We start from the raw sequence: 12549 nt of genomic DNA on the forward strand, positions 1-12549 counted from the left end.
CTTATAAATTAATAAATGCGGTTGGCAAGCCCGGCGATTGTACACCCACCACGCTTTTACCATTGTTTGTTTTTATACTGATCAATGCGCGGCCATTATAAGCTTGCACCTTGCGCGAACCTCTTGATGTACCCAGATCATCTATCAAGGTACCGTCGCCGCTTAGCGAAAAAGCGATCCAGTTTACAGCGTCGGGGCATGGTATGCCTTTGCTATCCTGCAATTTTACCTGTATGGTGGCCTCGCCATTTTCATCTTTTATTTTTTCAATTACGATTTTGGCAGGTTTGCCCCATTTTTCGGTCTGGTATTGCTGACTGATCTGATCGGTAACGGTTTGCTTGCCTTTGTGAGCGATTACTTTGATATCATTATTGCCAGCCTGTAATGGTACCATCCAACGCAAACCTGCTGCCGGGAAATCCTGGCTGTTGCGTTTTTTTACGCCATAGCTTTTACCGTTTACAAAAAGTTCGGCATTATCACAATTAGAGTATACTTTTACCATCTTTTGTTCACCTGCATCACCCCAGCGTACGGGCCAGCTGTGTCCGTAAATGTGAGCCATCGGTTTATCTGTCCAGTAAGATTGAAATACATAATAAGATTCCTTAGGCGTAAGATCACGTTCAACCACACCCTTTTGGTTCATATAGGGGATAGGGTTATCAGGACGGATAGGGGTGGAGAAATCCTTAAATACCCAAAACGCCGAACCGGTAAGCCAAGTCATGGTTTCCTGTTCTTTCAGGTGCCAGTCGAACAAATTACAGATATAACTTTCGCTCCAGTCGCCATCTTTGGAAGCACGGGCTGCTCCGCCGTACAGGGAAGCATCACCCAGGCGCTCATCAGTTCCTGTTCCGGCCTTGATATTGCTCAATGCTTTATCCGGGTTTTCGGAATGGCGCAGGGCATGACTATCACCACCCCATTCGGCATGGAAAAAGTGTTTTACTTTTTTAAATTCTTCTTCGGATGTGGCTTTGTATTCGGTAAATAAACCACGGTACCAGCCCGCCCAAATAGAAGGGGAGTACACATCGGGGATATCCTTGCAAAAATCACAGCGCCTGATGGTAGTTTTGCGTGAAGGATCCAGCCGATGGGCGAGATCATTTTGCGCTTTCATAAATTCCCGAATTTTTTCTTTATCAAACACCGGGAAATCGCCTTCCCAATCGTTCTCGTTGCCCAACCCCCACAGAATAATGGCCGGGTGATTAAAATGCTGCTCAATCATGTTGGTCATCATTTGTTTGGCCTGGTTCTGATAACTCTCACCACCAAGACCGCCCCGGCACCAGGGCTCTTCTTCCCAAACCAAAATGCCCAGGCTATCGCATAAATTCAATATGGTACGGGATTGCTGATAGTGGCCAAGCCTAATGAAATTGACACCCATATCTTTCATCATCTGCATTTCGTGTCGCATCATGTCGTCGGTCATGGCCTCGGCAACACCAGCCTGATCTTCATGGCGATGCGTACCGCGGAGCAGTAGTCGTTTTCCATTCAGGTAAAACGGCCCGTTGTCGGCAAATTCAAAATTGCGGAAACCTATTTTTTCGGTTTGTACATCAACATGCTCGCCCGTTTTTACAGATACTTCAACCGTATACAGAGCAGGATCAGCAGGCGACCATAACTTTGGTTTTTTTATCTGAAATGAACCAATCGAAACATCACCGGTTAAACTGTTAAGCTGAAAAGTTTTGCTGGTAACAACTTTGCCCTGCGGATCCATCAATTTGATCAAACAATCAGCAGTAGAGCTATTGCCTGGGTTATAAAACCGTGCTTTAATCTGTAGCTCACCCATTTTACCTTCTTTATTGGTTTGTGCCGAAGCGAATATCTTATCCAATGAAACAGCAGGAGTGTAAACCAGGTTCAGGTAACGGTACAAACCCCCATAAACGTTAAAATCAGACAATTGTGAAGGAATAGTTTCCAGGTCACGAGAGTTGTCACACCTGATCTCCACCGGGATACGGCCTTTAAATCTTTTTTGATAGACATCTGTTTTCTTAAAATCTTCTATGGCCTGGGTTATATCTACGGTCCACTCATCGTAGCCGCCTAAGTGAGCGCCTACTTTGGTGGTGTATACATATACCTCGGTTTTTTGCCCGGCACCTTCAAAATGGAGTAGAGTGCGGCCGTTGGTATATGGATTTTTGATATCCAACTGGGTGCGGTACCAACCCGGGCCCTGGTAATAATTTACATCCGGATCAACTGCGTCGCGGGCATTGAAGCAATGAGGCAGAGTCACCTTTTGCCAAACCGGGACACTTTCGGGGTTACCGGGAGTAACTGGTCGCACAGCTTCCCATACGCCGCCGATGTCCTGCTTTAAAAATTCCCAATTGCCGGTAAGCCTTGTTTTTTGCTGGGCATAACTCAACTGGCTAAACGCTGAAAGAAGGGTTAGGAAGAATAATACGGATCTTTTCATAAGTATATAAAACCTGCTAATTGATATCGTTTAAGCGACTTTTTAGCGGATGCTCTTTTAAGTATTGTTTGAGGTTATCGTCTGGATAAACAGCGGCTGCGGCATGAACAATGCGTGTAAACGTACCGTAGGTAAAAGGTTCAATTTGCTCATGAGTCCATGCTTTTTGCTTCAACGCGTACGGCATGAGCCAATTGATAGCCGTTTTAATGCCTTTGCCATCGATGGTTTGCTCATGCCAGAGATCAACATTCACTAATGTTGCCATTTTAGCCAGGCGGCACCAGCCCCAAAGGTTCATATTGGCATAACCCCATGATTTGGTGCGGATAAGTTCCAGCGGCATAGCGCCATCAGGTGTAAATTGCTGATCGATCCTGGCGATGGTGGTTTGTTGCAGGGTTTGTTTGGCTAAAGCCGGGTTACCGGTAAATAAAGCAAAATCAACCACCTGTAGGTCGTAATAGGTACCATGGTTATTGATCTGGCTATGTTCCGATTTACCGTTTTTGCTGGTTACCAGCCAGTTCAGGTATTGCTTATACCATTGTTTTATACCACTGATCAAACTGTTGTCGATGTTTTTGCTTGATTGCAGCAAAGTGAGCATATCAGGTATAACGGTTAAACCCGTAGTTTCAATAATGCCAATACCCCGGCCGTCATTAAGCCCTGGAATATATTGCGCGTAGTTTAAATTAGGGTTCATCCGGGTAGCCGGATCGATGAACCAAACTTGTAGTAAAGTTTTAACTTTCTGTGTATATTTTTCGTTGCCTGTAAAGTACCAGGCCAGCGTGAGTTGTTCTACGCTATTGCATAAGTTGCCCATCTGACTTCCATCATGCAATAAATAAATTTCGGGATTTCGCCGGCCATCTCTGCGGATGTAGGGCTTGCTATCTTTTTTAGTAGAGTCGGGCCACCAGTAGGGCGCCTGACTTACATAGTCGTGCTTATCGTTACTTGGAGCGAGTTTTGTTTTGTGAAATGTTACTGAATAGGGGGCTGCACTCAGCAGGGTATCGGCGCGGGCGATCAGGTTGTTTACCTGTGCCGCCATGGCTGTGTCTTTATTTTGGTACTGTTGTTTACATTGCTCAATGGCTTGTTCATCAAGCAGTATAAAAACAGTTTTACCGGCCTTGCGTTGTGCAAAGCCGGTAAAATATAGGGGTATTAACAGAAATAGGGTAATATATCTGTATGTCATGATGGGTTAATAACCAGGATTTTGTTTCAGGTTTTTATTTACGTCAAGTTCAGGTTGCGGTAAGGGTAACAGTAATTGGAAGTCCTGGGCCGTAAATCCGTTTACTTGTTGCTCTACTTGTTTAAACCTGCCCAGGCGGATCAGATCCCAGCGACGATGTCCTTCAATACACAATTCACGGGCACGGTCTTTAACCAATGTATCTATAAAAGCCGATGGTGTAGGGGTGTTGGTAAGATCTAAATGGGAGGCGTTTAAGCCAGCTCTGTCACGTACGGTATTCATGCCATTAAACTTGGCCGGATCACTTGGATTAAGGTTATTCATTGCTTCAGATTGCATCAACAATACATCAGCATAGCGTAATACAAGCCAGTTTACGCGCGAGTTATTGGAGTTTAATACCCACTGCGGATCACGGAACTTGCTGATATAGAAAGGCACAGAGGATACTACGCCTTTGGCATCAACAACGGTATTTGATATATTCCAGGCCTTTCTTTTATCGGCGCCAAAATAAATCTGGTTGGCCATATATGGATTGGCAAGGAATGATCCGGACCCGTTTTTAGGCGTAAACATACGTACAATGATGTTTTGAGTAGTGGTATTGTTATTACCAAACTGCACATCAAAAATATGTTCGGTTTGCTGTGGGAAATATTTAAGATCGCAATTAAATACATCGCTGTAATTAGGCATCAGTTTATAAATACCTGAGTTAATCACTTTATTGCAGGCATTAAGCGCGTTCTGGTTATCGGCCGGATCTGCAAATGTGGTGCTGGCCCTTTGTAAATAAACCCTGGCCAGCATAGCTGAGGCTGCGCCTGATGATACCATACCTTTGTTGGCTGCCGCTATCTTATCCTCGGTTAAACAATTAGTTTCTGCAAATTGTAAATCGGATACCACCTGCGCGTATATTTTATTGGCAGCGGTTCTTGATGGAGAAAAATCTGGGTCATCTTTACTGGTAATAGGATGAGTGATCAATGGCACATCGCCAAAGCTGCGCACCAGGTCAAAATAGGCCAGTCCGCGTAAAAAATAGGCGTTTCCTAATAAATTGTTCTTGGCTGCAGCATCCATACTGATCTTGGGTACGTTTGCAATAATATCGTTAGCCCTGCTAATCAGTTTATAACTATTTACCCACCAATTATTGATCTCAATATTTTGAGCCGTATAGGTTAGTTTATACATGTCAATACGTTCCTGGTTTTGGGTAAGCAGGGGCACAAGGCCATCGCCCGATAGCTCGCCCATGATATAAACCGTACGCTGATAGTACGCTTGCGGTTGCAGTTGACTCAAGGCCCCAACTACTGCTGATTGTGCATCGGCGGCATTAAGGTAAAAGTTTTGATCGGTTAAAATGCCAACAGGTTTTTCTTCCAGGAGCTTTTTGCAGGAAGACAATCCTAAACCTGCCAAAGCACATAGTATATATATCTTTTTCATCGTTATCGTTATTTAGAGTTATGGTTTATAAACCCAATTTTAATCCCATAGTGTATGTTTTAACATTTGGATACGGATTATAATCGGTACCCAAAGAAGTATAGTTGCCGCTTGCTGTATCATAAGTATTTACCTCCGGATCATACCCGGTATACTTGGTAATGGTGAACAAGTTTTGACCGGTTACATATATAGATGCCGATTTAAATACTTTGCTCCATTTTGGTAATGGCAGATTATAAGTAAGGGTGATGGTTTTAAATCTCAGGTAGCTGCCGCTTTCCAATATATCGCTGGTAGGGCCAAGGCTGCGGCGTAAGGTACTGCCCACGCTTGGTAACGTATTGTCAGAACCAGGCATGCCAAAGCTGCGGGTTAATACATGTGCCAGCTTATTATCGTTAAGCGTACCGTTTTCACCCTCGATCAGGTTTTCATTCATGATCTGGTTACCATAAACGCCTTGTATCAATACAAACAGGTTAAATGGACCTACCGTTAAATTATTGTTAAAGCCATAGGTGAATTTTGGCAGGGCCTGGCCGATAATGGTACGGTCAGACGCGTTGATCACGTGATCGCCATTGAGGTCTTTATAACGTGGATCGCCCGGATTAACTGCATTGGTGATGCCGCTTGCTGCAATTTGTTGTTGCGATTGCCATATACCATCATACACATAGCCATAAAATGATCCGATAGGTTTGCCAACCTGTAATATGGCTGAGTTTTGACCACCAGGGTATAAGCTTGAACTTACGTTACCGGTTAACACATTTTGAGATCCGCCCAGGTCTAGTATTTTGTTAATATTTCTGGAAAAATTTAACCCTGTTGACCATTTTACAAGTGGACTGCTGATGTTGATGGTATTTACAGCCAGCTCAATACCGCGGTTGCTTATACCGCCAAGATTGTCTTGTATTGTTGAAAATCCGGTTGTTGAAGGGGCAGGACGGGCAAATAACAATTTGGTTGTTTTTTTATCATAAACATCGGCGTTAAAGGTGATACGGTTGTTGAATAAACCGAGATCAAGCCCCAGGTTGTATGAGCGGGTTTGTTCCCATTGTAAGTTAGCATTAGGTATATTACCCGGTGAAAAGCCTACAATACGAGCCCCATTAAGCATATATGTATTTAATGAGTACTGCTTATTGGGCGAATAAACAGGTATATTGGCATTACCCACTATACCGTACCCTAAACGAAGTTTCAGATCGCTGATTTCCTTTATATTTTTTATAAAGTCTTCACTTCCAGCTCTCCATGCCAGTGCAGCTGACGGGAATGTACCCCACTGATTATTTGCACCCAATGCCGAAGAACCGTCTCTGCGAACAGAAACTGTTAATAAATATTTATCCATCAGGCTATAGTTAATACGGCCGATAAAGGAGGCTAATTTGCGCCCGTTACCGCTTGATGAAACAGTTGCACTTGAACCGGCACCCAGGCCATCAGTTCCCAGGTTATTGGTGGTTAATCCGGTTGCTGTAGCCGAATTTGTTCTGAAATAAAACTTTTGATAGGTGAAGCCTGCTAAAGCGGTAATACTATGTATTTTATTTATGGTGGTATTGTAAGTAACGGTGTTTTCATTTAACCAGTTAAGGTTAGTTGGCGTGATGATCTGCGCATAGCCACCGCCAAGGTTTGTGCCAAGGTAAGTAGTGCTCGGCCGGAATATCTTTTCCTTCTCAAAGCGGTCGTCAGTACCAAAGCTTGTCCTGAACTTTAAGTTTTTTAATATATCATACTCCGCATAAGTATTAACAAATAAGCGTAGCGCATTATCAATATCTGTGTTTAAAGTAGCCGCGGCTATGGGGTTACCTACCGGATTGGTATAGCCGAGAGGCCCGTTTTGGAAGGTAAACTGTCCTTGAGCATCATAAACCGGAATGGTAGGGCTTATACGCAAGGCATCAAGCAGCGTACCGCCATTGGAGCCACCGCTGGTGTTTACGTTGGCCAGGTTTTGCTGATCAAAGGAGGTTTGGGAGTTTATACCAAACCGTACTTTTTTACTGATATCATGTGTGAAGTTAAAACGTAGTGTACCGCGTTTATAGCCCGAATTTATAATGATACCCTGTTGGTTGAAATAGCTAAAACTAACCAGGTATTTGGTTAAATCAGTACCGCCATTGATAGATACGTTGGCGTTGGTGATTGGGGCTGTTCTGAATAATTCCTTCTGCCAGTTAGTACCTTCACCTAAAGCATTTATTTGGCCGGTAGTAAAGGGTAGCGGTGTTGGTGTTTTTGAACTTCTGTTCAGGAAAGAGGTTACAGAATCAAGATAGGTGGCAAACTGAGTGGCGTTCATCATATCCAGCATTTTTCCTACTCTTTGTACCCCTGAGTACACATCGGCCGAAACATTGCTTTGGCCGGCTTTACCTGTTTTTGTAGTAATGATAACAACACCATTTGAACCACGGTTACCGTAAATTGCAGCGGCCGATGCATCTTTTAATACATCCATGGTGGCAATGTCATTGGGGTTAAGAGCTGTTATATCGGCACCAGCGTAACCATCAACTACATATAGTGGTTCGCTGCTGTTACTAATGGAGTTTGTACCCCTGATACGTATACTGAAGCTTGCACCTGGTTGTGAATTAGTTTGTGTAACCTGAACCCCGCTAACCTGGCCTTGCAATAACTGAGCTGTACCAAATACGGGTGTTTTGTCGACATTACCTAAGTTTGCCGATGATACAGAACCTGTAACATCGCGTTTCTTTTGGCTTCCATAGCCCACTACAACCACCTCATTGAGATCTTTGGAGCCGTTTACCAATTTTACATCTATGGTAGTACGGCCGCTAACCGCAATCTCCTGGGTAGCATAACCAATCGTTGTAAATATCAAAACAGCATTATTATCTGGTACTGTTATAGCGTATTTACCATTAATATCTGTAGTAGTACCTGCTTTGGTGCCTTTTACGCGTATGCTTGCACCTGGAAGCGGCTGTCCTTTCTCGTCTACAACACGACCGGTTATTTTTATGTCAGCCGTGTTTTTTAAGCTACCGGCTGATTTATTAGTTTTTATTGGCGCAGCACCAGGTTTAGCGCCAACGCTTGCAAAAGCACTGGTTAGCAAAAAACAAGTAAATGCTAATTGCAGTAATGTGCTTCTGAATACGCTAAAAAATAAAGCTTTTCTCTTCATATTCTTTGTTTATTGTATTAACTAGGTTTAAAAAATTGGCAATAGGATCCCTGTACAACTTTCGTTGCTTAATTTTTTTAAGGAAACCTTGATGAGGGGGATAGGGTGTCTGTTTCCAGACGGGTTTTGTCTGTTATTCTTCCATATTCACTTTTATTTTAGTAAGCACTGGTTTTATTGGTTTTTAGGTGGTTTTTAATACGTTTTATTACACTGTCAATAAATTTCATGACCGTACGCAGCTGTTCTGTCATTAACGCAAATGAGCATTGGTTACACTTACTATGTTTGATGATTGATCAATAGCATTTACAAAATATGAAGGTACAACCAAATACATACAGCAAACTTTAATAATTAATACAGGGGTTTATAAATGGGTGACAGCCTTATTCAGGCAGATGGCACATATCAAAAGTACCTACATTTGATACGGTGTTTTACACTTTGCCTCAATTTTATTTACGCAATCGTTTTCGAAAAAACAGGTAATGTAAAATTATCCTTACACTAAGGTGTATTTCAGCAAGGTGAATTGCTGTTTAAAATAGCCTGGCCGCTTTTGGAAATTACAAAACAGGTTATTTGTGTTTGCTTGCAGATGAGCTTCTTATGAATAGCTCGGTAGGCAATATCACATTTTCAAATTCGGTAACAGGGCGTTTGCTGTTGATGATACTCAGTAACATTTCGGTTGCCTTTCGGCCAATTTCAAAAGCTGGCTGATGCACCGATGTAAGTGAAGGGTTTAATACATCGGCCAGCACGGTATTAGAAAAACCAACTAACGCCACATCTTGTGGTATCCTGATGTTTTTTCTGTGCAACAAGGTCATGGTAGATGTAGTGATGCGATCGGAGGCCGTCAGGATGGCGTCGGGACGCGGTTCTGACGCTAATAATTCATCAACAGCTTGTTCTAACTCATCCAGGTTAAGGCCGCCATGAAGACAGTATTTAATGTATCGTTCCTTTACTTCGATACCTCTTTCTACAAGGGCGTTTACATAGCCTTCCAATCGCTGTTTGGTAACGGACGAAGTAACAGAACTGGTGATATGCGCAATATTTTTATAACCCGAATCGAGCAGATGTGTAGTAGCCTGATAGGCGCCGCCCAAATTATCAACTATTACTTTGTGTGTTTCTATTTCGGTGCTAACCCGGTCAAAAAAAACAATCGGCAAGCCTTGCTGCTGTAGCCTCCGGAGATGTTCAACATCGGCAGTTTCGGTAGCAATGGAAATTAGCAGGCCGTCAATTGCCCTATGGATAAGGTGCCCAACATTTTGTACTTCCAGGTCATAGGATTCATGACTTTGGGTAATGATCACATTATAACCCTGACTGTAAGCTTCGGATTCCATGCCATTAATAACCTGTGAAAAAAACTGGTTGTCGATACTGGAAACTACGATACCGATGGATTTGCTATGCCCTTTTTTAAGACTCTGGGCCATAGGATTGGGACGGTAATTGTGTTTTTGAGCAAACTCCATGACGAGTTTTTTGGTTTTCTCGCTGATCTCGTAGCTGTCTCTCAGTGCTTTAGAAACCGTAGACACAGATAGGTGTAATTCCCTAGCAATATCCCTTATAGTAATAGCGTCAAAATTCATAATTGGCTCTCTCCCGGCGACTCAACAAGTATATGAGTATTTTCTTAAAATTAGATAAAAACATCGACTAAACAGCATTTTTACACTCGCTTTCTCTAAAAAAATGTGATCAAAAATGAGTTGAAGCTCTGCTTGCATAGCGTCAACTCAAACGTTTGCGTAAAAATTAACCAGCCATGCTTTTATTTTGGCGGGAATACGTCGTAATATTGGCCTCATCATCAGTGTCTTTTACCCCCTGAATTGAGGACGAACCAAGCTGATCATAAACTTTTATAAAACCCATGAGAACCAAAAACTTGATCGTATTTTTTGTGCTTTCCCTTTTAACCACAAAGGCATTTTCACAAACCGATGTAGCCAAAGCTTTATCATTCGCGCAAAACCAAACCGTTTTACTGCTGAAGGAAGTTGACACCGTAAAATCAGATGCTACAAACTCTGCTCTGGTATCACCACGTAGTTTAAGTACCGATGGGAAATTGGTTATGGTGGCTTCAAAAGATTGGTGTAGCGGCTTTTTTCCTGGCGAATTGTGGTTTTTGTATGAGTATACCCATAACGAGAAGTGGGCAGATCTGGCCAGAAAATTTACTGCCAATATTGAGGTCGAGAAAACAAACGGCATTACGCATGACATGGGTTTCAAGGTATATAACAGCGTGGGTAATGGCTATCGTTTAACCAAAGACGCGCACTATAAAGAAGTACTTATTGAAGCTGCCAAAACACTATCCACCCGGTTTAACCCGGTTGTGGGTTCTATTAAATCATGGGATAACCGCAAGCAATGGAAATTTCCGGTTATTATTGATAATATGCTTAACCTGGAGCTGCTGTTTGAAGCCACCCGCTTAACCGGTGATTCGTCTTTTTATAAAATCGCGGTAACACATGCCAATACTGCTATGAAAAATCATTTCCGGTCCGATTATAGCTCATATCACGTTATTGATTACGATCCTGAAACCGGCAAAGTACTGCACAAACAAACTCACCAGGGCTATGCCGACGAATCGGCCTGGGCACGCGGGCAGGCATGGGGTTTATACGGTTACACCATGTGTTACCGCGAGACGAACAACCCAGCCTATCTGAAACAAGCTGAGAATATTGCCAAATTCATCTTCAGTAACCCCAATTTACCAGTCGATCTGGTACCTTACTGGGATTATAACGATCCGGCCATACCCAATGTTCCGCGAGATGTATCGGCTGCGGCAGTAGCTGCTTCGGCATTGTATGAGTTAAGTACTTATAGCAGAAATGCAAAGGAATACCGCTCAATTGCCGATAAGATCGTTAAAACCCTAAGCGGAAAATACCAGGCAAAAGCAGGTGGCAGCAAGGGGTTTTTATTGATCCACAGTACAGGTCATAAACCCGCCGGTACCGAGATTGATGTGCCTATCATTTACGCGGATTACTATTATCTGGAAGCTTTACTGCGCAAACAACAATTATACAAGGGGCTACCTGTAATTAACCGTAACTGATCCATGAAAAAAGTAGTTTTATTAATAAGCTTTCTTGTTGCCGGGGTATATGCCAGGGCGCAGTATGTGAGTTTAAATGATGCTGAAATCAAGGCATTGAAAAGGGATATAGAAAGTAAGGGTGACGTTAAAAAAGCATTTACGCCTTACAAACAAACTGCCGAACAAGCCCTGAATGAGCAGCCAAACCCTATAGAAACAATCGTGTCTCAAGGGGTGCTGGCAGGTAACCCCGCGAAAACGGCCAGCCTTAAATCATTGCAAGATGGTAATAAAATTTATGCCCTGGCTTTGTGTTACAGATTGTATCAGCAAAAAAACTATTTACAAAAAGCGCAGGATTTTCTGTTGGCCTGGGCAAATACTAATAAACCCAACGGCGACCCGATCAATGAAACCAAGCTGGAAGATATAATAACCGGCTATGACCTGATCAGGAACGATATTTCGGCAGAATCAAAACAGCAGATTGATGCGTGGGTAGTCAAAGTTGGCGAAGCGGAACTCAACAGCGCATCTGCCAAACCAGGCAGAACAACCAGCTTTAATAACTGGAACTCGCATCGTATCAAAACCCTTACCCTGGTTGCATTTACACTGCATAATACAGGCTATGAATCGCGCATTTACCAGGAACTTGAAAAGCAGATCAATGTTAATCTGAACGCCGATGGCAGCGGCTTTGATTTTTTGGAAAGAGATGCCCTGCATTATCATACGTATACATTGGAACCATTACTGCGGGCCAGCATGGTTATTTACCGTGCCACAGGTAAAAACTATTTTACCTATCAGTCAGAAAAAGGAGCATCTATCCAAAAGTCGGTTGATTTTTTGGTGCCATTTGTAACAGGCGCTAAAACCCATGGCGAGTTTGTAAACAGCAAAGTATCATTTGATAAAAAACGTGCCGAAAATCACGAAAAAGGATATGAAGCCGGCACTTTGTTTGAACCTGTAAATGGTATTTATACCCTTTCGCTGGCTGCTTATTTTAACCCGGCTTATATCAAAGATATACAGCAAGTTAATAGCGTTAAACAAAAATTTAACTGGCAGCTTGCCCTTGATCAGGTCATAAAGCCCGTCAGCAATAACTAATCAATCCA

At 42.8% G+C, this 12549-nt stretch carries 7 protein-coding genes; 2 read left to right on the plus strand and 5 right to left on the minus strand.

Annotation, left to right across the window (positions count from 1 at the left end; all coding sequences use genetic code 11):
• Nucleotide 1: 1 nt before the first annotated feature.
• The 5 genes from FHW89_RS00320 to FHW89_RS00340 form a co-directional block, all read right to left on the minus strand.
• On the minus strand, nt 2-2461 hold the full coding sequence (locus tag FHW89_RS00320; RefSeq protein WP_172333026.1) for a glycoside hydrolase family 2 TIM barrel-domain containing protein: 2460 nt from the start codon (nt 2459-2461) through the stop codon (nt 2-4).
• 16 nt (nt 2462-2477) lie between these two features.
• Nucleotides 2478-3674, minus strand: a complete 1197-nt coding sequence (locus tag FHW89_RS00325; RefSeq protein ID WP_172333027.1) for an alginate lyase family protein — start codon at nt 3672-3674, stop codon at nt 2478-2480.
• A 6-nt stretch (nt 3675-3680) separates the two neighbouring features.
• Complete coding sequence (locus FHW89_RS00330; protein WP_172333028.1) at nt 3681-5138, minus strand: RagB/SusD family nutrient uptake outer membrane protein; 1458 nt, start codon at nt 5136-5138, stop codon at nt 3681-3683.
• 25 nt (nt 5139-5163) lie between these two features.
• Nucleotides 5164-8325 (minus strand): TonB-dependent receptor, encoded by a 3162-nt coding sequence (locus FHW89_RS00335; RefSeq protein ID WP_172333029.1) that lies wholly within the window; start codon nt 8323-8325, stop codon nt 5164-5166.
• A 581-nt stretch (nt 8326-8906) separates the two neighbouring features.
• Nucleotides 8907-9944: a LacI family DNA-binding transcriptional regulator gene (locus tag FHW89_RS00340; RefSeq protein WP_172333030.1), complete on the minus strand. Its 1038-nt coding sequence runs from the start codon at nt 9942-9944 to the stop codon at nt 8907-8909.
• A 284-nt stretch (nt 9945-10228) separates the two neighbouring features.
• Here FHW89_RS00340 and FHW89_RS00345 point away from each other — a divergent pair, with 284 nt between their 5' ends.
• On the plus strand, nt 10229-11440 hold the full coding sequence (locus tag FHW89_RS00345) for a glycoside hydrolase family 88 protein (protein WP_172333031.1): 1212 nt from the start codon (nt 10229-10231) through the stop codon (nt 11438-11440).
• A 3-nt stretch (nt 11441-11443) separates the two neighbouring features.
• A complete protein-coding gene (locus FHW89_RS00350) occupies nt 11444-12541 on the plus strand; it encodes an alginate lyase family protein (protein ID WP_172333032.1) in 1098 nt (365 codons plus the stop codon).
• Nucleotides 12542-12549: the final 8 nt, after the last annotated feature.

It is taken from the genome of Mucilaginibacter sp. SG564 (assembly GCF_013149275.1).
Classification (GTDB): domain Bacteria; phylum Bacteroidota; class Bacteroidia; order Sphingobacteriales; family Sphingobacteriaceae; genus Mucilaginibacter.

Excerpts from the sequence above, each read along its gene's own strand:
- FHW89_RS00340 (WP_172333030.1), bottom strand. The coding sequence starts at position 9,944 with ATGAATTTTGACGCTATTACTATAAGGGATATTGCTAGGGAATTACAC.
- FHW89_RS00330 (WP_172333028.1), bottom strand. The coding sequence starts at position 5,138 with ATGAAAAAGATATATATACTATGTGCTTTGGCAGGTTTAGGATTGTCT.
- FHW89_RS00325 (WP_172333027.1), bottom strand. The coding sequence starts at position 3,674 with ATGACATACAGATATATTACCCTATTTCTGTTAATACCCCTATATTTT.
- FHW89_RS00335 (WP_172333029.1), bottom strand. The coding sequence starts at position 8,325 with ATGAAGAGAAAAGCTTTATTTTTTAGCGTATTCAGAAGCACATTACTG.
- FHW89_RS00350 (WP_172333032.1), top strand. The coding sequence starts at position 11,444 with ATGAAAAAAGTAGTTTTATTAATAAGCTTTCTTGTTGCCGGGGTATAT.
- FHW89_RS00320 (WP_172333026.1), bottom strand. The coding sequence starts at position 2,461 with ATGAAAAGATCCGTATTATTCTTCCTAACCCTTCTTTCAGCGTTTAGC.
- FHW89_RS00345 (WP_172333031.1), top strand. The coding sequence starts at position 10,229 with ATGAGAACCAAAAACTTGATCGTATTTTTTGTGCTTTCCCTTTTAACC.